The following is a 20,495-nucleotide window of genomic DNA, read 5'->3' as shown; positions in this document are numbered from 1 at the left end:
TCTCAGACCGGGGTGGGGACACCCTGGTCGGTCGTCTCGATGACGACGAGGGTGTCGCCCTCCTGGACGATCTGGCCCTCGGTCACGAGCACCTCGGAGACCGTGCCGGTGGCCGGCGCGTGCACCGGCAGCTCCATCTTCATGGACTCCAGGACCGCCAGCACGTCGCCCTCGACCACCTGCGCTCCCACCTCGGTGACGAGCTTCCAGACGTTGGAGACGATGTCGGCCTTCGCGGCCGACGTGCCGGGGGCGCTCACGCCTGAGCCCCCTGGGCGCGCGGTGCCAGGACCCCGAGCGCCTGGACCATGCGGTCGCGGGTCTCCTCGGCGACGATCACGTCGTCGAGGATGCCGGCCTCGGCCGCGAGGTAGGGCCGGGCGACGTTCTCGCGGTACTCGGCGGCGAGCTCGTCGCGGAGGGCGTCGGGGTCCTCGGCGTCCTTGAGAGCACGACGGTGCAGGAGCGCGACGGCGCCACCGGGCCCCATGACGGCGATCTCCGAGCCCGACCACGCCCAGGTGAAGTCGGCGCCGAGCGACCGCGAGCCCATGGCGATGTAGGCGCCGCCGTAGGCCTTGCGCACCACCACGGTGAGCACGGGCGACTGCGCCTCGACGTAGGCGCGCAGCATCGTGGCGCCCTGGGTGATCACGCCGCGACCCTCCTCGACCGTGCCGGGCAGGAACCCGGGGACGTCGACGAAGGTCAGGACGGGCAGGCCGTAGCGGGCGCAGAAGTCGACGAAGCGCGACGCCTTGACCGACGCCTTCGCGTCGAGGATGCCGCCGCGGGCCTTCGGCTGGTTGGCGATGATGCCGACCGGGCGTCCGTCGAGGTGGGCCAGCACGGTGAGCACGCTCGGGGCGTGCTCCGGGCTGAGCTCGAGCCGGGGACGGTCGTCGAGGACGCCGTCGAGCACCTCGTGCATGTCGAAGACGATGCTCGACTTGTCCGGCACCACGTGCGGCAGACGCGCGACGGCCTCGGGCCGAGCGGGCACCGGCTCGACGAGGGCCTGGGGACCGCCGACGTGCGACGGCAGGAACGAGAGGATGCCGCGGGCCGCGTCGAGCGCCGCCTGCTCGTCGTCGACCTCGAGGTGGGCGACACCGCTGGTCCGGGTGTGCATGCCGGAGCCACCGATCTCGTCGGCGGTGGCGTCCTCACCCGTCGCGGCCCGGACGATCTCCGGCCCGGTGAGGAACATCTGGCCCTGCTCCTTGACCATGATGGTCCAGTCGGTGAGCGCCGGGGAGTAGGCCGCGGCGCCCGCGCAGGGGCCGAGGATGAGCGAGATCTGCGGGATCTTGCGGCTGGCCTCGACGTTGTTGGCGAAGATGCCGCCGCAGCCGTGGAGGGCGTGGATGCCGTCGTGGATCCGCGCTCCGCCGGAGTCGTTGATGTAGACGATCGGGTGGCCACGGTCGATCGCGATGCGCTGGGCGCGCTGGACCGTCTCGGCGAACACCGCTCCGATGGCCCCGGAGGCGACCGCCGCGTCGTGGCTCGCGACGACGACGGGTCGACCGCCGACGAGCCCCCATCCGATGACGACACCGCTGCCGCTGGAGGGTCCCGCCGTGCGCAACGGCGAGATCTCCACGAACGTGCCCTCGTCGACCAGGAGGTGCGCGCGTTCGCGCGCGGTGTTCACACGTCGGCCACGGGGCTCGACGCGAGCGGTCCGCTCCTGACGTCGCTGCGCGAGGACGTCACGGTGGTGCGGTCGGCCGGCGTCCAGCCCGCTGTCGACTGCTGCGTCGGCTCCCGCGTCGAGGGCGGTGGGCACGTCGAGCTGCGTCATGCGATCTCCTGAAAACGTGAGGGTTTCCTCAACTGTACCGCAAAGCCGAGGAATCCCTCATCTTTGTGACCCACCTCGCCCCGCCGGTCGCGAGCGCGCCGAGGGGTCTGGCCGCGACTGCACCCGTGCGCTACCGTGAGCCCAGACCTAAGCAAGCGCTTACCTCAGGAGAATCTGCATGAGCGAGAACCGCCGCACCGCCCTCGTCACCGGAGCCGCCCAGGGCATCGGCGCCGCCGTGGCCCAGCGCCTGGCCGCCGACGGCCTCGCCGTCGCCGTCGTCGACCTCGACGAGGGAGCCTGCGCCGGCACCGTCGACGCCATCACCGCCGCGGGCGGGTCCGCCATCGCCGTCGGCGCCGACGTCTCCGACGCCGCCGCCGTGGACGCCGCGGTCGAGCGCATCGCCGCCGAGCTCGGCGGACCGACGGTGGTCGTCAACAACGCCGGCATCATCCGCGACAACCTGCTGTTCAAGATGACCGTCGACGACTGGGACGCCGTCATGGCGGTGCACCTGCGCGGCTCCTTCAACACGGTCAAGGCCGCCCAGAAGCACATGGTCGAGGCGAAGTTCGGCCGCATCGTGAACCTCTCGAGCACCTCGGCGCTCGGCAACCGCGGCCAGGCCAACTACTCCGCCGCCAAGGCCGGCCTCCAGGGCTACACCAAGACCCTCGCCATCGAGCTGGGCAAGTTCGGCGTCACCGCCAACGCGATCGCCCCCGGCTTCATCCAGACCGACATGACCGCGGCCACCGCCGAGCGCATCGGCGTCCCGTTCGACGACTTCATCAAGTTCAGCGCCGAGCAGATCCCCGTCCAGCGCGTGGGCCAGCCCGACGACATCGCCCACACCGCCTCGTTCCTCGTGAGCGAGGGTGCCGGGTTCGTCTCGGGCCAGGTCATCTACGTCGCCGGCGGACCGAAGGACTGATCGCACGTGACCGGACCCGAGGGGCTCGACCTCGACGCGCTCCGACGCTGGCTCGACGACCAGGCCCCCGGCCTGCTCGCCGGACCGCTCGAGGCGACGCTCATCACCGGCGGCAAGTCGAACCTGACGTACGCCGTCTCCGACGGTGAGCGCGACGTCGTCGTGCGTCGCCCGCCCCTCGGGCACGTGCTTGCCACGGCGCACGACATGACGCGGGAGCACCGGGTCATCGACGCGCTGGCGGGCACCGCCGTGCCGGTCCCCGCGACCTACGGCCTCTGCCAGGACGACACGGTCATCGGCGCGCCGTTCTACGTGATGGAGCGGGTCGTCGGCACACCCTTCGCCCGCGCCGCCCAGCTGGTCGAGATCGGCGAGGAGCGCACCCGCACCATCACCGGGCGGATGGTCGACGTCCTCGCCGACCTGCACGCCGTCTCCCCCGACGACGTCGGACTCGGCGACTTCGGTCGACCCGACGGCTACCTGGAGCGGCAGGTCCGTCGCTGGAAGAAGCAGCTCGACGCCTCCCGCAGTCGCGACCTGCCCGGCATGGACGACCTCATCGCCCGGCTCGACTCGTCGATCCCGCAGACCAGCGAGGGCACGATCGTGCACGGCGACTACCGCCTCGACAACGTGCTCGTCGACACCGGCCCCGAGGGTGGCGACCGCCTGACGGCCGTCCTCGACTGGGAGATGAGCACGCTGGGCGACCCGCTCACCGACGTCGCGATCCTGCTGGCCTACCAGCAGCTCGCCGAGAGCGCGGCCGACGGCCCGGGCGCCGCCATGGTCACCGATGCCGCGAAGGCGCCGGGCTACCTCCCACGCGAGGAGGTGCTGCGCCGGTACGCCGAACGGTCCGGACGCGACGTCTCCGACATCGACTTCCACCTAGCGCTCGCGTTCTTCAAGCTGGCCGTGATCCTCGAGGGGATCCACTACCGACACGCGCACGGACAGACGCTCGGTGCGGGCTTCGACGGCATCGGCGACCTGATCGAGCCGCTCATCCAGGCCGGCCTGCGCGCCTGACCCCCTCGCGGAGCGGCGACCGGTCGGTCGTCCCCGTGAGGTGACCCACCAGTAGGTCGAGGCCCGAAGTGGCGTGCCGGACGGCGCCCGTCCCCTAGGGTGGGCCGCGTGACCGCGGAGATCCTCGAACCCCGACGTCGCCCGACGCAGGACCGCAGCCGGGCGAAGTTCGAGCTGCTGCTGCGCACGTCGCGCGACCTCCTGCTCGACGTCGGCTTCGAGTCGTTCACCTGCGAGGAGGTCTCGCAGCGGGCCGGGCTCCCCACCGGGACCCTCTACCAGTACTTCGCGAACAAGTACGTGATCGTGTGCGAGCTCGACCGGCAGGACGCCGTGGCCGTGCACGAGGAGCTGACCAGCTTCTCGGAGATGATCCCGTCGCTGGACTGGTTGCGCTTCCTCGACCGGATGATCGACCACGTGGCCCGGCTGTGGGCCGACGACCCGTCGCGGCGGGCCGTGTGGCTCGCCGTGCAGTCGACCCCGGCCACCCGGGCGACCGCCGCCGTCACCGAGCGCGAGCTCGCTGCCGCCGTGGCCCGCTTCCTCGCCCCCCTGACGCCCGGAACCCCGCGCGAACGTCGCCGGATCATGGCCGAGGTGCTCCTCCACGTCAGCTACTCGATGCTCAACTTCTCGGTGCGCGACGGCCAGAGCCACGCCGAGGCGGTCATCGAGCTCAAGCGTCTGCTCGCCGCGTACCTGCTGTCGTCGGAGCCCGACGCCCGCTGAGCGCGGCTCAGGACCAGGCCAGCAGCACCACGACCGCCGCGACCGCGAACGCCAGCGCGGCCACGCTCGCCGGCACCCGGCCGTCGCCGACGAGCTCGATCGACACCTCGCCGCCGCTCGACGACGTTCCTCGACCCCGGAGCACCAGAGCGCCGACCCACCCGACCATCGCGAGCACGAGCACGGCCGAGACCACGGTCACGGCCGTCCCCTCGATCCAGGCGACCCGTGCCACCAGCAGGCCCAGGACCACGCACGACGCGGCCGTGCGGCGCCAGGCGAGCCAGGTCCGCTCCTGCGGAACCGCCCGCGGAGGACTCACCCGGGCACCGCCAGCACGACCAGGACGACGCAGGCCACGACCACCGCGCCGACGAGCAGGAGTCCGACCCCGTTGGAGGGCAGCGGCCGACCTTGGCGCACCGCGCGCTCGGTACGCGCCCAGCTCCGCCAGGCATGCGCGGCGCACAGCGCACCGGCGATCGCGAGCCCGGTCGACGTCAGGGCCACCACGAGGTCGGGCAGCTCGAGATCGAGCACGTGCACGGCCACCGCCCCGGCCAGCAGGGCCAGCGAGGTGCGGATCCAGGCGAGGAACGTGCGCTCGTTCGCGAGCGAGAAACGCGGATCGGGCTCCTCGCCGACGCCGTACACGCTGCGTGGCCAACGACGGTCGCCACGGTCCTCGGTGGTCATGGGACGACCCTAGCGACGCGCACCCTCCGCCAGCACGACGTAGGCGAGGGCGTGGTCACCGTCGTGGCTGAGGCTCACGTGCGCCTCCACACCGGGCAGGTGCTCCGCGACCTCCCCGTGCAGACGCAGACGGGGGCGGCCCCACGCGTCGCACACCACCTCGACGAGCCCCAGCACCTCGTCGCCCATGACCGGCGGCTCGCCGAAGATCGAGGCCGACCAGGCCTTCACGAAGGCCTCCTTGGCCGCCCAGCGCGCCGCGAGGTGGCGACCCTCGCCACCACCGTGCTGCCCACGACCGACCTGCGCCGCGCGCTCGGCCGCGTCGCGCCGCTCCCCCGGGGTGAACACCCCGGCGAAGCGTGTGCCGGGGAGGGCGAGCTGGTCGACGAACGACGGCACGTGGACCAGGTCGACGCCGACTCCCAGCACGGTCCCCTCGACCGTCCCGGGAGACGGCGCGCCGGCACCCCCGCCGGCGCCGTCTGCCGCCCGCGGCCCGGCACCCCCGCCAGCGCCGTCCGCCGCCCGCGGCCCGGCACCCCCGCCGGGGGTCACGAGCAGGCCGTGGCGACGTACACGTCGTCGTCGCCCAGACGCGCCTGCGCGTCGAGCAGCACCGACGCCTCCCGGCCCCGCACGCCCTCCTTGCCGAGCCGACGTCCCGCGGGACGCTCGTACGCGGTGGCCGCGCCGACCATCACCTGCGCCAGGCGCATCCGGCCGGCCACGACCCGCTCGCGCGACCGTGCGAGGTAGTCCTCGCGCTCGGCCTCGGGCAGCGCCTGCACGAACGCCTCCGGGTGCGCCAGGGCGATGAGCCCCGCCACGTGGCCGAAGCCGAGGCTCGTGACCAGGCCGGCCTTGAGCGTCGCACCAGCGAGCGGCTCGCGCAGCCAGACCAGGTGCTCGTGCTCGGCGAGCACGTCGTCGACGCAGTCGAGGCTGCGGTTCGGCGGCAGCATCCCGCCGGCCAGCACCTGGGTGAGACCAATCAGCTGGAACGCCGCGGCACCACCCTTCGCGTGGCCGGTGAGCGTCTTCTGCGACACCACGAACAGCGGGTTGCCGGCGCTGCGACCGATCGCCGCCGCGAGCCGCTCGTGCAGCTCGGACTCGTTCGGGTCGTTCGCGTCGGTCGACGTGTCGTGCTTGCTCACGACACCGATGTCGTCGGCGTCGAGGCCGAGCACCGTCAGCGAGCGGGCCAGCTGCGACTCGCGCCCCCCGATGGCCGCGGCCAGGGCACCGATCCCGGGCGCCGGGATCGACGTGTGCACGCCGTCCGCGAACGACCCGGCGTAGGCGACCACGCCGTGGACCGGCAGGCCCATGCGGGCCGCGACGTCACCGCGGGCCAGCAGCAGCGTGCCGCCGCCCTGGGACTCCACGAACCCGCCGCGACGACGGTCGTTGGCCCGGCTCACCCGACGCGGGTCGATGCCCTTGGCGAGCATCGCACCCGAGTCCGCCGTCGCGGACATGTCCGCGAAGCCGATGATGCCCTCGGTGCTCAGGTCGTCGAAGCCACCGGCCACCACGAACTCGGCCTTGCCGACCTTGATCTTGTCGACGCCCTCCTCGACGGAGACCGCCGTGGTGGCGCACGCGGCGACCGGGTGGATCATCGCGCCGTAGCTGCCGACGTACGACTGCACGACGTGCGCGGCGATGACGTTGGGCAGCGCCTCCTGCAGGATGTCGTTGGGGTTGTTCTCCCCCAGCAGGGTGTTGATGTACAGCGCGTGCATGGAGGCCATGCCGCCCATGCCGGTGCCCTGCGTGTTGGCGACGAACGCCGGGTGCACCCAGCGCATCAGCTCGGCCGGCGTGAAGCCGCTCGAGAGGAACGCGTCGACGGTGCACACGAGGTTCCAGATCGCGACGCGGTCGATGGACTCCAGCATCTCCGCCGGGACGCCCCAGGCGGAGGGGTCGAAGCCGGTCGGGATCTGGCCGCCGATGGTGCGGCTCAGCTCCATGCGGCGCGGCACGCGGATCTCGGTGCCGGCCTTGCGGGTGACGGTCCACTCGCCGTCGGGCGACGACGTGATGCTGGTGCGCTCGGGATCGGCGGCCACCATGGCCCGGGCCTCGGACTCGCTGCCGACCGAGAACGTCAGGTCGTCGTCGAGGTACACCGACGTGAGCAGCGGCGCCGTGTTGTCGACCATCGAGCCGTCGTCGCCGTAGGTGCGGATGCCGCACCGTGCGACCACGGCGTCGTGGTACCGCTCGTGCACGTCGGCCTCGTCGACCGGCTCGTTCGACTCGACGTCGTACCAGCCCTGGTTGACATCGTCCCACGTGATCAGGCCGGTGTTCCAGGCCAGCTCGAGCACGCCGGCCGCGGACAGCTCGTCGTGCACCTCCATCTCGAAGCGCGTGCGGGCCGAGCCGTACGGGCCCAGCTCGCCGGTGCCGACGATGACGACCATGTCCTCGGGGCGCGCGGTGACCTCGCCCCACGCCGGGGTGGCGGCGTCGGGCAGCTGCGCCGGCGACGGTGCGAGGGCCGCCACGGTGGGCGTCTCGTCGTCCTCCTCGACCGTCGGGCGCTCCACGCCCTCGGCCAGCGCGCGCAGGTCGAGATCGGCCTCGCCCAGTCCGCCGGTCAGGTCCAGCTCGACCGGGGCGACGGACGCCTGCTCGCGCAGCGCGGTCGTGCAGCCCTGGGTGAGCAGCGCGTCGGCCATCTCGTCGGGGCTCCACGTGCGGACCCCCGCGGACTCGACGGCCTGCACCAGCGGGTCGTTGCCGCCCATGAGGCCCGTGCCCCGGACCCAGCCGATGATGGCGTGGGTCAGCGTCACGCGGTCCGACCAGCTCTTCTCCGCGCCCCACTTGGTGACGACGGCGTCGAGCGCGGCCTTGGCCTCGCCGTACGCGCCGTCGCCGCCGAACATGCCGCGGTTGGGCGAGCCCGGCAGCAGCACGTGCAGGCGGGACGCCAGGTCGTGGTCGCGGCCCGTGGTGGCGAGGGCACCGACGAGGCGCTCCACCGACCACAGCAGGATGCGGGCCTCGACCTCGGTGCGGCTGCCTGCGTCGGACAGGTCGCCCGTCACGCGCCCGGCCGCGAACGGCACGAGCAGCGTGGGGACGAGGGCCGGCTTGGTCACGGTCTTGGTGCTGCCGACCGTGCGGGCCTGCTCGGTGACGATCCACGACGAGAGCGCGTCGACGTCGGCGAACGAGGCCATGTTGGCCGGGACCACCCAGAGGCGGGCACCGGCACGGGCGTGCGTCCGGTAGAGCTCGCGGTAGAACCCGACCTTGCGGCTGTCGAGGCTCGACGTGGTGGCCACGACCGTGGCGCCACCGGCGAGGAGCTCACCGACGACCGAAGCGGCGATCGAGCCTCGGCTGGCGCCGGTGACGACGGCGACGTCGTCACTCCAGGTGCCGGGCGTGGTGTCGAGGGCGGCCTCGGCGATCTGCTCGAGGCGGGCCCTCAGCGCGGCGTCGTCGGTGCGTCCGGCCCACCAGCGGGCCTGCGACGCCACGACCTCGCCGCTGCCGGTCAGGTCGATCTCCTTCTCCGCCCACGGCCCGGAACCCCCGCCGGGCGCGGTCTGGCCCAGCGCGATGCGCGCGAGATCCTCACGGGCGCTGGCCCAACGGTCGTCGACCAGCACCGCGCGGCGCTCGTCGAACGCGGGGGCGACGGCGTCGACCCAGTCGGAGCCGAGCTCGGCCTCGACGCGGTCGAGCACGCGCTGCGCGTCCTCGTCGGTCTCGGTGCTGGGCGCTGCGTCGGCGAGGCCCAGCTGAGCGAGCAGGTGACGGGCGGTGCTGGCGAGCACGCCGTCGGGTCCGGTGATCTCGCCCGTGATCTCGGCGAGGGCGGCGGCGTCGACCGTGGCGTCGGAGCCACCGGCGGACGGCAGGTCCACGCTGACGCCGTGGCGCGCTGCCACGGCCTGCACGGCGGCGTCGACGGCCGCGTCGACCTCGGCGCCGTTGGACGGCACGGCGATCGTGGCGAGGTCTCCCCCGCGCACGCTGGCGCCGTCGCGCGTCGACATGGCCAGCTCGGCCACCACGTGGCTCGCCCAGCCGGGGCCGAGCTGCCACACGTCGGTCACGCGGTCGGCGACAGCGGACTGCTTGCGACCCGTGGGGCCGAGCACCTTCTTCAGGTGGTCGGCGAAGGTCGCGGTGAGCACGGGGCCGAACGGCTTGTAGCTGCGGGCCAGCCCCTTCACCTGGGCCGACAGCGTCGGCACGTCGGCGTCGGCGGCACCGTCGATGGCGCCGAGCGACAGCTCGCCGCCGAGGTCGACCAGCAGCTGGTTGCGGCGCGACGACGCACCGTCGCAGAGCGACTCGATGGAGTCGGCAGCACCGATCTGCTCGGGGCGCAGCTTGGTCCACCAGGCGATCAGCGTGCGGGTGCCGTCGGCGGCGTCGAAGCCGAGGTCGGCCGGACGCGGACCGCCGGAGGACACCGGGGCCGCGGCGGGCGCCGGGGCGGCCGTCGTCGCGGCGGACTCGGCGGCGGGCGCCTCGTCCGCGACGTCGTCCTCGACGGGCGCGGGGTCCTCGTCGGTCGCGAACACCGCGGCGGCGTCCCGCTCGACGTTCACGACCTCCACGCCACGCTCGCCGAGCGTCGACTGGACGGCCGGGAGCTTGATCGTGGACGACGCGAGGTTGGCGACGGTGGGCGACTGGCCCACGCCGATCTCGACGAAGCGCTCGACCCCGAGGCCACCGTTCTCGACCGACGCGAACATCAGGTCCTGCGTCTCGATCCAGCGCACCGGGCTGGCGAACTGCCAGGCCAGGAGCTCGACGAGCAGCGTGCGGCACAGCGCCTGCGGGCGGGCGGCCCAGGTGTCGAAGTCGGACAGCACGGCGTCCAACGGGGACTCACCGACGAGATCGGCGATCTCCTGCACGAAGCCCTGGCCGAGCGAGAACGGCCGCGGCACGAGGTTCGGCACGTACCGACCCTCGAGGATCGTCGGATCGATCTCGGCCGGCAGCAGCTCCTCCAGGCGGGCCCGGAAGTCCGGGACGCCGCCGTGCAGCACGCGGGAGTGGAACGGCACGTCGATGCCGGGCACCAGGATGAAGGCGGCCTTGCCACCGAAGCGTGCGCGACGCTCGGCGATGTCCTCCTCGAGGACCTCGAGACCGCGCACGGTGCCGGCGATGGCGTACTGCGAGCCGCGCAGGTTGTAGTTGACGATCTGCAGGAACTGCCCGCTGCGCTCGGCGACGCCGTCGACGTAGGCGGTGACCTCGTCGTCGGCCAGGCCGATCTGCGACGGACGGATGGCGGCCAGGCGGTAGTCGCTGCGGCCGTGCTCGTCGCGGGGGACGAGCGTGTGCATGACGGAGCCGCGCTGGAACACGACCTCCACGACGGCCTCGAGCGGGATGACACCCGACACGGCCGCGAGTGCGTTGTACTCACCGACCGAGTGACCGGCCAGCACGGAGCCCTCGACGAACGCGCCGGACTCGCGCAGCTCGGCCATCTGGGCGGCGCCGAGCACCGCCATGGCCACCTGCGTGAACTGGGTCAGGAACAGCACGCCGTCGGGGTGCTTGTGGGTGGTGCCGTGGGCGACGAGCACGGTCGGGTTGTCGCGCACGACCGTGAGGATCGAGAAGCCGAGCGCGCTGCGGGTGTGCGCGTCGGCACGGTCCCACACGGCGCGGGCGGCCTTGGACCGCTGGTAGCCGGCCATGCCCATGCCCGGGTGCTGGATGCCCTGACCGGGGAAGGCGTAGGCCGTGCGCGGTGCGGCCACCCGGGCCGTGGCGGCCATGACGAGCTCACCACCGGCGCGGCAGGTGACCTCGACGACCTCGTCGCCGTCGACCAGGGCGGTGCGCTCGGCCTTCACCGAGACGGCCGCACCGGGGGCCAGGGGGCTGAGCCAGCGGGTGGTCCAGCCGAGCAGCGTGCGACCCGTGGCGTCGGCCACCACGCGCTGCGCGGCGGCGGACAGCCACATGCCGTGGGCGATCGGCTCGCCGAGACCCGCCAGACGGGCTGCGGCCACGCTCGTGTGGATGGGGTTGTGGTCGCCCGAGACGGAGGCGAACGCGCGCAGGTCGGTGGGGGTGACCACCGTGCCCTCGGCGCGGGTGCGGCGCGGCGTCGGGTGCACCTCGGCGTCGCCCAGACGGCCACCCGCACGGACGGGCTCGCCGGCGTCGGCCGAGCCGGGACGGCCCCGCACGCAGAAGCGCTCGACCAGCGTGGCCACGGTGCCGTCGGCGTCCGTGGCGGTGACGTCGACCGTGACGACACGACCGAGGTCGGTGGCGCGAACGGAGCGGACGGCGGCGCGGAGGGTGAGCTCGGTGCCGTCGACCGGCGTGCGGGTCACGTCGATCGCGTGGTCGAGGTGCACCAGGTCGAGCATGCCCTCGACGACGGGGTCGCCCGCCTCGGTACGGCTGGCGCCGATGACGGCGAAGACGGCAGGCCAGGCGAGGCCCACGAGTGCGTCGGGCACGAACGCGGCGGTCTCGCCGGCGGTGACACCGGCGTGGTCGGCAGCGAGGTCGTCGCTCCACGGAGCACTGAGCGTCGCGGCTCCCTCGGAGACCGACGGGAGCGAGCCGCCCGCGGCGGCGGTGAGGAGGTCGAGCATCGCGGCGGCGGCGGTGCTCGTGGAGATCACGGGCGCGCCACCGGTGGCCACGCCGTCGGTGACGTCGAAGGTGAGCGTGAGCGTCCGGCCGCCACGGTCCAGCGGCACGACGAGCTCGGCGGCGTGGCCCGATCCGGTCAGGACGGCACCCGTCTCGGGGTGCTCGGCGCGCTCGGGGGCGACGCTGACCCAGCCCGTCGACGACGAGGCCGGGGTCCCGAGGCGGTGCACCGGGTTGCGCACGGCGCGCCCGGCCCACACGGCGTCGGGCGAGGCGAGCACGAGGGACACGGCGCCAGTGGCGCCGTCGGCGCGGCGCAGGCCGACGACCTCGAGCGGTGCGGCACCCGAGGCGAGCACCGCGTCGACCGCGGCGTCCTCGAAGCGGCTCAGCAGGTCGGCCACCGGCTCGTCCACGCGGGTGATGCCCGCGACCGAGACGGTGCCGGGGATGACGCAGACCTCGTCGGCGGCGAAGCGCGGGTCGTGGGCCTGCCACAGGGAGTCCGAGCGCCACCAGCGGCGCACGTCGGCGTCGACCACGGGCACGAACGGCACGGGCTTGCCCGGACGACGGCACACCTGCACGAAGAACGGGACGTCGGCCGGGTGCAGCACGACGTCGTCGGCGGCCGGGTGGGCCTCGCGCAGCGCGGCGAGCGCGCCGGTGGCGTCCTCCACGTCGGCGGGCGTGGCGAACAGGGTGGCGACGGGGCCGTGGTCGACGTCGACCAGGCGCGCCTCGGCGCGCTGCAGCATCGCGTGGAAGCGGTCGCGCAGGGTCACGTCGAGCCAGGCGGAGCCGCCCTCGTCGTCGTGTCCGTTGGGTGCCGCATGATCGGTGGTGAGCGCGGCGAAGCGGTCGAGCCACGCACCGTACGTCATGGTCGCGACGTCGCCGAAGTACGGCTTGGCGGTGCGGTCGAGGGCCTCGACGATCTCGTCGCGGCGGGCTGCGACGGCGTCGGCGTCGCCGGCGACCTCGTCGAGCAGCCGTCCGGTGCGCGACGCGGTGTTGTCGATCTCATGGATGTCGGCGCCGAGCTGGCTGCGGCCCGAGGACATGCCCCCGTCAGCCGCACCCGCCCCGACCCACGCGGGCGTCCCGGGAGTGTCGACGAGGAGCTGCTTGACCGCGGGCGAGGTGGTGGCCTCGAGGGTCGCCATCGCCGCGGTGCCGACGAGCACGCCGTCGAGCGGCATGACGGGGTGGCCGTGGGCACGGGCCCACTCACCGGTCAGGTAGGCCGCAGCCACCTCGGGGGTGCCGATGCCGCCGCCGACGCAGACGACCACGTTGTCGTGGGCGCGGAGCTGGGCGTAGGTGGCGACGAGCAGGTCGTCGAGGTCCTCCCACGAGTGGTGACCGCCGGCCTTGCCGCCCTCGATCTGCACGATGATCGAGCGAGGCGCGACCTTGTCGGCGATGGCGAGCACCTGGCGGATCTGCGCCACGGTGCCCGGCTTGAACACGACGTACTCGATGCCGACCTCGGCCAGCTCCGCGACGAGCGCGACGGCCTCGTCGAGCTCGGGGATGCCGGCGGTGACGATCACGGAGTCGATGGGCGACCCGGCGGCCCGGGCCTTCTGCACCAGACGCTGACCACCGAGCTGCAGCTTCCACAGGTAGGGGTCGAGGAAGAGGGAGTTGAACTGGAACGTGCGGCCCTCGTCGAGGAGGTCGTCGAGCTCGGCCATCCGCTCGGTGAAGATCTGCTCGCTCACCTGGCCGCCGCCGGCGAGCTCGGCCCAGTAGCCGGCGTTCGCGGCCGCGGCCACGATGGCGGCGTCGACGGTCGTGGGCGTCATGCCGGCCAGCAGCACGGGCGAGCGACCGGTCAGACGCGTGAACGCGGTCTCGACGCGCAGGCTGCCGTCGGGCAGCGTGGCGGCGGTGGGGGCGTAGGACGACCAAGGACGGCTGCGACGGGGAGCCGCGCCGGGCACCGTCAGCTCGCGGTGGCCGCGGCGCGTGGCGACGGAGACCACGCCGGCGCCCCGGACCTTCGCCTCGGCGGCGCTCAGGCGCGCGGCCAGGTCGCCGGGACCGACGTCGAGCAGCCACTCGGCACCGGCGTCGAGCACGCGCTCGACCTCGGCGACCCAGTCGACCGGCTCGACGACGGCACGCCGCGTGAGCGTGCGAGCCTGCTCGGGGTCGAGTCCGCAGGTGGCCGCCCAGGTGGCGGCGAGGTCGGCGGCCTCGGAGAGCGCAGGGTGGTGGAAGGCGAGCTGCGCGGCCACGGGCTCGACGACGGGCTTGAACGCCGCGCCTCCGGTGACCTTGCGTGCACGCTCGTCCTTCTGGGCGGCGGCCACCTCGTCCATGAGCGTCACGGCACGGCGCAGACCCTCCTCAGGACCCGACAGCACCACGGAACGACGTCCGTTGCGCAGGTGCGTGACCACGTCGGCCGAGGCGGGGAGCGTCGAGAGCGCCTCCGCCACGCGCGCGGGGCTCTCCCCCGTGACGCTGAGCATCGTGGCTCCGAGCAGGCCGCGGCGGCGACCCACGACGTGGGCTGCCGCACCGGCCAGACGGGCGTACGCGTAGAGCTCGGCCGGGTCGGCGCCTGCCAACGCCTCCAGCGCGAGGGAACCCTGCGAGTGCCCGGCGGACGCGACCGGCGGGGTCGCGGTGACGTCGAGTCCCTGGCGGCGCAGGGCCGCCAGCCCGGCGAGCTGGGTGAGCAGGATGCCGGGGACGGACACGGCCGGGACCTGCTGGTCGACGGCCGAGGGAAGGCTGGGCGCCTCGTCGTCCTCGGCGGACTCACCGACGGCCAGGGCGTCGACCCACGCGAGCGGCGTGACCGTGGCCCCGGTGCGCAGGAGCTCACCGGCCACCGGCTCGAGGGTGCGCTCGGCGCGATCGACGACGGACGTCAGGTCCGCCTCCAGCGCGAAGTCGCGGACCAGGGTGGCGAGCGCGTCGAGCCAGGCCTCGCCCTGTCCCCCGGCGACGACGGCGTAGCGCTGCCCACCCCGCAGACGGTCGACCAGCGCCTCGCGGCGGCCTCCGGTGGTGGCGGTGCTCGTGGTCGTCGGCGTCGTGGGGGTGGTGGTCACGTCGAATTACCTCGCTGCGGCAGATGGGTGGAAGCACCATCGTCGCAAAACGTGAGAGGAACCTCAAGTTTATTCCGAGGGTTTCCTCATGTTCTGTTGGTCACACGTCCGTCTGCCTGCGGCTGCGCTGCCTCCACTCCGACCCTGCGTGCTCTCCGAAAGAGCCTCGACCGGACGGCCCCCAGCGCGCTCGACCCGGCTTCCGAGCCCACCATCGGTGGATCCTCAACCGCAGATCGCGCGCTGCGGTTGCTGAGACACCGATGGGTACGCGGGAACCGGGTCATCGGGTGTGCCCGCAGGTTCGGCCGCGCCGCACCCCTCTGTCCGGTCGAGGCCTTTCGGAGGCCGAGCCGAGACCCGGCCGGAGCAGCGCACCCGCAGGTCGACGCCGGCCGAGAGCGACGCAGTCGCGGGGTGGAAGACGAACGACCCCGCAGCCGCCGAAGCAGCCACGGGGTCGATCGAGGAAGCCGAGGTCAGACCCCGCCACCCAGGAGCAGTCCACCGTCGGCGGTGATGGTCTGGCCGGTGAGCCAGGCGGCGTCCTCGGAGAGCAGGAAGCCCACGACGCCGGCGATGTCCTCGGGCAGCCCGAGGCGCTTGAGCGGGTACGGCGCGGAGACCTCGTCCTCGCGACCCTCGTAGAGCGCCTTGGCGAACTTCGTCTTGACCACGGCCGGGGCGACCGCGTTGACGCGGATGTCGGGGCCCAGCTCGACCGCCAGCTCCTCGGTCACGTGGATGAGCGCGGCCTTGGAGGCGCCGTACATGCCGATCATGGGCGCCGGCTTGAGGCCGGCCACGGACGCGACGTTGACGATCGCGCCGCCGTGCTCACCCATCCACTGGCCGTACGCCTGCTGCGCCCACGCGACGGCGGAGAGGACGTTGACGGCGAAGATCTTCGCCGCGGCCTCGAGGTCGATGTCGATCATCCGGCCGTACACGGGGTTGATGCCGGTGTTGTTGACCAGGAAGTCGAGGCGCCCGAAGGTCTCGATCGCGGTCCGCACCGCCTCCTCCTGGTGGCCGGCGTCGTCACCGGAGCCCGCCACGAAGACAGCGCGCGGACCATCCGCCGCCCGCGGCCCGGCACCCCCGCCGATGTCTCCGAGCGTCGCGGCAGCCTCGGCGAGCGCGTCGGGCTTGCGCGCCGTGATGAGCACCTGGGCGCCGTCGTCGACGAGCCGCTGCGCGATGCCGAGACCGATGCCCCGGCTGGCGCCGGTGACGATCGCGACCTTGCCGTCGAAGCGCCCCATCAGGAGAGCCGCTCGATGACCATGGCCATGCCCATGCCGCCGCCGACGCACATCGACTCGACGCCGAACTGCTTGTCGTGCCACTGCAGCGAGTTGATCAGGGTGCTCGTGATGCGTGCGCCGGTCATGCCGAACGGGTGGCCCACGGCGATCGCGCCGCCGTTGACGTTCAGCTTGTCCATCGGGATGCCGAGGACCTTGGCCGAGCCCCACGATTGCACCGCGAAGGCCTCGTTGATCTCGTACAGGTCGATGTCGTCGATGCCCATGCCGGCGTTGCGCAGGGCGGCCGGGATGGCCTCCACCGGACCGAGGCCCATGATCTCCGGCGAGAGGCCGGTGACCGCGGTCGAGACGATGCGTGCGAGCGGCGTGAGGCCGAGGGCCTTGGCCTTCTCGTCGCTCATGATCACCACGGCGGCGGCACCGTCGTTGAGCGGGCACGCGTTGCCTGCGGTCACGGTCCCGTCAGGACGGAAGACCGGCTTGAGCTGGCTGACCGCCTCCATCGTCACGCCCGCGCGGGGTCCGTCGTCCTTGGAGACGACGGTGCCGTCGGGCAGCGTGACCGGGGTGATGTCCTTGGCCCAGAAGCCGGACTCGATCGCGGCCTCGGCGAGGTTCTGGCTGCGCACGCCGAACTCGTCCTGCTCCTCGCGGCTCATGCCCAGGTGCTGGGCGACGTTCTCGGCCGTCTGGCCCATCGCGATGTAGAGGTCGGGCAGCTCGCCGCTCTCCCGCGGGTCGGTCCAGGTGTCGGCACCACCTTCGGCACGCTTGGCGGTGCGGGCGATCGCGTCGGCGAACCGCGGGTTCTCCGAGCCCGGCAGGTCGGAGAATCCGTTCTGGAAGCGGCTCACCGTCTCCACGCCGGCGGAGATGTAGGCGTCACCCTCGCCGGCCTTGATGGCGTGGAACGCCATGCGGGTGGTCTGCAGCGACGACGAGCAGTAGCGGTTCACGGTCACGCCGGGCAGGTGGTCCATGCCCGAGAGCACGGCCACGGCGCGCGCAAGGTTGTGCCCCGCCTCGCCGGCCGGCTGGCCCACGCCCAGGTGCAGGTCGGTGATGTCCTTCGGGTCGAGCCCGGGGACCTTCTCCAGCGCGGCCTGCACCATCTGCACGGTGAGGTCGTCCGGACGCATGTCCTTGAGCGAGCCCTTGACGGCGCGCCCGATGGGCGAGCGGGCGGTCGAGACGATGACGGCTTCGGTCATGGTGCTGCCTTCCGGTGGTGGGAGTCGTGCGGCGGGGTGGTGCGGCCCTCTACGGGCTCAGGGACGGTCGGCTCAGAACCCGAGGTCGCGGCCGATGAGCTCCTTCATGATCTCGTTCGAGCCGGCCCAGATGCGGGTCACGCGAGCGTCGCGCCAGGCACGGGCGACGCGGTACTCGTTCATGAACCCGTACCCGCCGTGGATCTGGACGCAGTGGTCGAGGACGGAGTTCTGCAGGTCCGACGTGTACCACTTGGCCTTGGCGGCGTCGACGGCCGTGAACCGACCCTCGGCGTGCGCGGCGACGGCCTGGTCGAGGTAGGCCTCGGCCACCTCGACCTTCGTGACCAGCTCGGCGATGAGGAACTTGTTCCACTGGAACGCGCCGATGGACTGGCCGAAGGCCTTGCGGTCCTTCGCGTACTGGATGGTCTCGAGCAGGATCTGCTTGGCGTGCGCGACGTTGGAGATGGCGCAGCTGAGTCGCTCCTGCGGGAGCTTCTGCATCATGTGGATGAAGCCGCGGTCGATCTCGCCGATGATGCGGTCGTCGCCCACGCGGACGTTCTCGAAGAACAGCTCGGCGGTGTCGGACTCGGTCTGGCCGACCTTGTCGAGCTTGCGGCCGCGGCTGAAGCCCTCGTCGCCGGCCTCGATGGCGAACAGGGTGATGCCCTTGGCGCCCTTCTCGGGCGAGGTTCGCACGGCGGTGACCACCAGGTCGGCGCTGTAGCCGTTCGTGATGAAGGTCTTGGAGCCGTTGATGACCCACTCGTCGCCGTCTCGCACGGCGGTGGTCTTGAGCGCGGCGAGGTCGGAGCCGCCGCCCGGCTCGGTCATGCCGATGGCCAGGAGGCACTCGCCCGTGGCGATCTTGGGGAGCCAGCGCTCCTTCTGCTCCTGGGTGCCCAGCTCCACGATGTAGGGGGCGGTGATGTCGGAGTGGATGCCCACGCACGACGCCAGGGCGGCACTGACCTTGCTCAGCTCCTCGGCCCAGACGGCGTTGAAGCGGAAGTCCTCCGCGCCGGAGCCGCCGAACTCGTCGGGGATCTCCAGGCCCAGGAGACCCATCTCACCCGCGGCGAGCCAGAAGTCGCGCGGGATGGCCTTGTCCTCGATGTACTGCTCGATGTTCGGCGCGACCTTCTTCGCCAGGAACGTCGCGCAGGTGTCGCGGAAGTCGTCGTGGTCAGCGGTGTAGACGGTGCGGTCCATCGGGTCCCTCGTGCTCGGGTGCGGGCCTGGTTCACTACGCGCGGGTAGGTAAGCGCTTGCTTAGCGTGCCCGGCATGGGCCATGCTGTCAACCGACGAAAGGGACCTGTGATGACAGCCACGGCACGCGAGCGTCTGCTCGAGGCCGCCGTCGAGGCCTTCGCCGAGAAGGGCTTCACGGCGACCACGACCCGCGACATCGCAGCACGCGCCGGCATGAGCCCGGCAGCGGTGTACGTGCACCACGACACCAAGGAGAGCCTGCTCTTCACGGTCAGCATCGACGGGCACCGCTCGGCGCTCCACGTGGTGGAGTCCGGCGACGATCCCGCCGCCACGCCACCGGAGCGCCTGCGACGGCTCGTGCACGACTTCAGCGCCTGGCACGCCTCGCACAGCCGGGTCGGCCGGATCGTCCAGTACGAGTTCGACGCACTGACCCCCGAGCACCGCGCCGAGGTCGCCGCGCTGCGCCGCGCGATCGAGCGCAGCCTGCAGCAGGTGCTCGAGGCCGGCGTGGCCTCGGGCGACTTCGCCGTGGACGACCTGGTGGGCACGGCGCGCGCCATCCTGAGCCTCAGCATCGACCTGGTGCGCTGGTTCTCCCCCACCGGGCCGCAGACGCCCGCCGACGTCGCCGAGCTGCACGCGCGGCTCGCCCTCCGCATGGTCCTGTCCCACGACGACTGACGGCGCCCACCCCGAGGGGTGAGCGCCGTCGGGCGCGGGCAGGTGCGAGGCTCAGGCCTGGAGCACGGCCTCCGCGTTGATCGTCAGCGTGATCTTGTCGCCGATCATGACCTTGTCACCCTCGAGCGGGATGTTGAAGTCGATGCCGAACTCCTTGCGGCTGATCTCGCCGGTGGCCTCGACGCCGACGCGGGTGCCGCCCCACGGGTCGCCGCCCTCGCCGAGGAAGTCGACGTTCAGCTCGAGCGGCTTGGTGACGCCCTTGATCGTCAGGTCGCCCTGCACGACGAAGGTCTCGTCGGACTTCTGCACGACGCCGTTCGTCGTGAACGTCATCTTCGGGTGCGCCTCGGTGTCGAAGAAGTCGCTGGAGCGCAGGTGAGCGTCGCGGTCCGCGGTGCCCGTGTTGATCGAGGAGAGGTCGACCTCGACGGTGACGGTGGAGTCCGTGACCGGGTCGGCGGTCACGAGGGTGCCCTCGAAGGTCTCGAACTTGCCGCGCACCTTGCTCATGATGTGGCGGACGGCGAAGCCGATCTCGGTGTGCGTGGGGTCGAGGTTCCACGTACCGGTGGTGATGGTGCTCATGGTGTCTCCTGAAGATGGGGAGTGAGGTTCGTGGTTGAACCTTCAACGTTCGAGACGGTAGCATATAGTTGAAGACTCAATCAACCCTCTCCACCGGGATCCCTCCCGCACTAGGATGTGCCCATGACCACAGCGCCCACCGACACCCCGTGGCTCGACGCGGACCAGCAGCAGTGGTGGCGCTCCTACATGGGTGGCACGACCGTCCTGATCGACCAGCTCGACCGCGACCTCCGCGCCGCCCACGACCTCTCCATGGCCGAGTACGAGATCCTCGTGCGCCTCTCCGAGGCCGACGACCGCTCGATCCGCATGGCCGAGCTCGCCGCGGCCGTGTCGCACTCGCGCAGCCGCATCACCCACACCATCGCCCGGCTCGAGCGGGACGGCATCGTGCGACGCACGGCCAGCTGCACCGACGGGCGCGGCGTGAGCGCCGTGCTCACCGACCACGGCTACGAGGTCCTCGGCCAGGCTGCCCACACCCACGTGCGCGGCGTCCACGAGTATCTGGTCTCGCGCTGCAGCCGCGAGGACCTCGAGGCCGTGGGCCGCGTGTTCGAGGCCGTCCGTGACGGCCTGGAGGGTCGTCGCTTCTAGTCGAGACATTGCACGCGTG

General features: G+C 72.5%; 15 protein-coding genes. 5 read left to right on the top strand and 10 right to left on the bottom strand.

The genetic code is table 11. The annotated features are described in order from the left end of the window. Window positions 1–2 precede the first annotated feature (2 nt). Window positions 3–260 (bottom strand): biotin/lipoyl-binding carrier protein, encoded by a 258-nt coding sequence (locus ASF35_RS07390; protein WP_200914499.1) that lies wholly within the window; start codon window positions 258–260, stop codon window positions 3–5. After that, on the bottom strand, window positions 257–1,807 hold the full coding sequence (locus tag ASF35_RS07385; protein WP_082495397.1) for an acyl-CoA carboxylase subunit beta: 1,551 nt from the start codon (window positions 1,805–1,807) through the stop codon (window positions 257–259). Before ASF35_RS07385 ends, ASF35_RS07390 begins: the two co-directional genes overlap by 4 nt. Before the next feature lie 178 nt (window positions 1,808–1,985). On the opposite strand from ASF35_RS07385, the gene ASF35_RS07380 reads away from it, so the two are divergent. From ASF35_RS07380 to ASF35_RS07370, 3 genes are all read left to right on the top strand, one after another. Beyond that, window positions 1,986–2,744 carry an SDR family oxidoreductase gene (locus tag ASF35_RS07380; protein ID WP_055964923.1) on the top strand — a complete coding sequence of 253 codons (759 nt, stop codon included), beginning with the start codon at window positions 1,986–1,988 and terminating at the stop codon, window positions 2,742–2,744. A gap of 6 nt (window positions 2,745–2,750) precedes the next feature. Next, window positions 2,751–3,782 (top strand): phosphotransferase family protein, encoded by a 1,032-nt coding sequence (locus ASF35_RS07375; protein WP_055964921.1) that lies wholly within the window; start codon window positions 2,751–2,753, stop codon window positions 3,780–3,782. Window positions 3,783–3,890: 108 nt separating this feature from the next. Further along, window positions 3,891–4,514 carry a TetR/AcrR family transcriptional regulator gene (locus ASF35_RS07370; RefSeq protein ID WP_056553075.1) on the top strand — a complete coding sequence of 208 codons (624 nt, stop codon included), beginning with the start codon at window positions 3,891–3,893 and terminating at the stop codon, window positions 4,512–4,514. Window positions 4,515–4,521: 7 nt separating this feature from the next. Here the strand turns inward: ASF35_RS07370 and ASF35_RS07365 are convergent, their stop codons facing one another. The 7 genes from ASF35_RS07365 to ASF35_RS07335 all read right to left on the bottom strand — a co-directional run bounded on the left by ASF35_RS07365 (window position 4,522) and on the right by ASF35_RS07335 (window position 18,599). Beyond that, a complete protein-coding gene (locus ASF35_RS07365) occupies window positions 4,522–4,836 on the bottom strand; it encodes a DUF202 domain-containing protein (RefSeq protein WP_055964918.1) in 315 nt (104 codons plus the stop codon). Continuing rightward, complete coding sequence (locus tag ASF35_RS07360; RefSeq protein ID WP_055964916.1) at window positions 4,833–5,210, bottom strand: YidH family protein; 378 nt, start codon at window positions 5,208–5,210, stop codon at window positions 4,833–4,835. Before ASF35_RS07360 ends, ASF35_RS07365 begins: the two co-directional genes overlap by 4 nt. Window positions 5,211–5,219: 9 nt before the next feature. Continuing rightward, window positions 5,220–5,642 (bottom strand): holo-ACP synthase, encoded by a 423-nt coding sequence (locus tag ASF35_RS07355; protein WP_055964913.1) that lies wholly within the window; start codon window positions 5,640–5,642, stop codon window positions 5,220–5,222. A 122-nt stretch (window positions 5,643–5,764) separates the two neighbouring features. Continuing rightward, a complete protein-coding gene (locus ASF35_RS07350; RefSeq protein ID WP_055964910.1) occupies window positions 5,765–14,899 on the bottom strand; it encodes a type I polyketide synthase in 9,135 nt (3,044 codons plus the stop codon). A 479-nt stretch (window positions 14,900–15,378) separates the two neighbouring features. Further along, window positions 15,379–16,164, bottom strand: a complete 786-nt coding sequence (locus ASF35_RS07345; protein ID WP_055964909.1) for an SDR family oxidoreductase — start codon at window positions 16,162–16,164, stop codon at window positions 15,379–15,381. Further along, the gene (locus ASF35_RS07340) at window positions 16,164–17,381 is read right to left on the bottom strand and encodes an acetyl-CoA C-acetyltransferase (RefSeq protein WP_055964906.1); all 1,218 of its coding nucleotides are present in this window, start codon (window positions 17,379–17,381) and stop codon (window positions 16,164–16,166) included. The genes ASF35_RS07345 and ASF35_RS07340 overlap by 1 nt, the downstream gene beginning before the upstream one ends. A gap of 72 nt (window positions 17,382–17,453) precedes the next feature. Beyond that, window positions 17,454–18,599 carry an acyl-CoA dehydrogenase family protein gene (locus tag ASF35_RS07335; RefSeq protein ID WP_055964903.1) on the bottom strand — a complete coding sequence of 382 codons (1,146 nt, stop codon included), beginning with the start codon at window positions 18,597–18,599 and terminating at the stop codon, window positions 17,454–17,456. A 110-nt stretch (window positions 18,600–18,709) separates the two neighbouring features. Here ASF35_RS07335 and ASF35_RS07330 point away from each other — a divergent pair, with 110 nt between their 5' ends. Next, on the top strand, window positions 18,710–19,288 hold the full coding sequence (locus ASF35_RS07330; RefSeq protein ID WP_156364705.1) for a TetR/AcrR family transcriptional regulator: 579 nt from the start codon (window positions 18,710–18,712) through the stop codon (window positions 19,286–19,288). A 51-nt stretch (window positions 19,289–19,339) separates the two neighbouring features. Here ASF35_RS07330 and ASF35_RS07325 read toward each other — a convergent pair whose 3' ends face one another. After that, the gene (locus ASF35_RS07325; RefSeq protein WP_055964900.1) at window positions 19,340–19,876 is read right to left on the bottom strand and encodes a YceI family protein; all 537 of its coding nucleotides are present in this window, start codon (window positions 19,874–19,876) and stop codon (window positions 19,340–19,342) included. Window positions 19,877–19,999: 123 nt separating this feature from the next. Between ASF35_RS07325 and ASF35_RS07320 the strand changes: the two genes are divergently transcribed. Then, complete coding sequence (locus ASF35_RS07320) at window positions 20,000–20,476, top strand: MarR family winged helix-turn-helix transcriptional regulator (RefSeq protein ID WP_055964897.1); 477 nt, start codon at window positions 20,000–20,002, stop codon at window positions 20,474–20,476. The last annotated feature ends 19 nt before the right edge of the window (window positions 20,477–20,495 follow it).

It is taken from the genome of Aeromicrobium sp. Leaf291 (genome assembly GCF_001423365.1).
Taxonomy (GTDB): Bacteria; Actinomycetota; Actinomycetes; order Propionibacteriales; family Nocardioidaceae; genus Aeromicrobium.
Note: the sequence above shows the minus strand (reverse complement) of the source record. Positions and strands in the feature narration are given on the sequence as shown.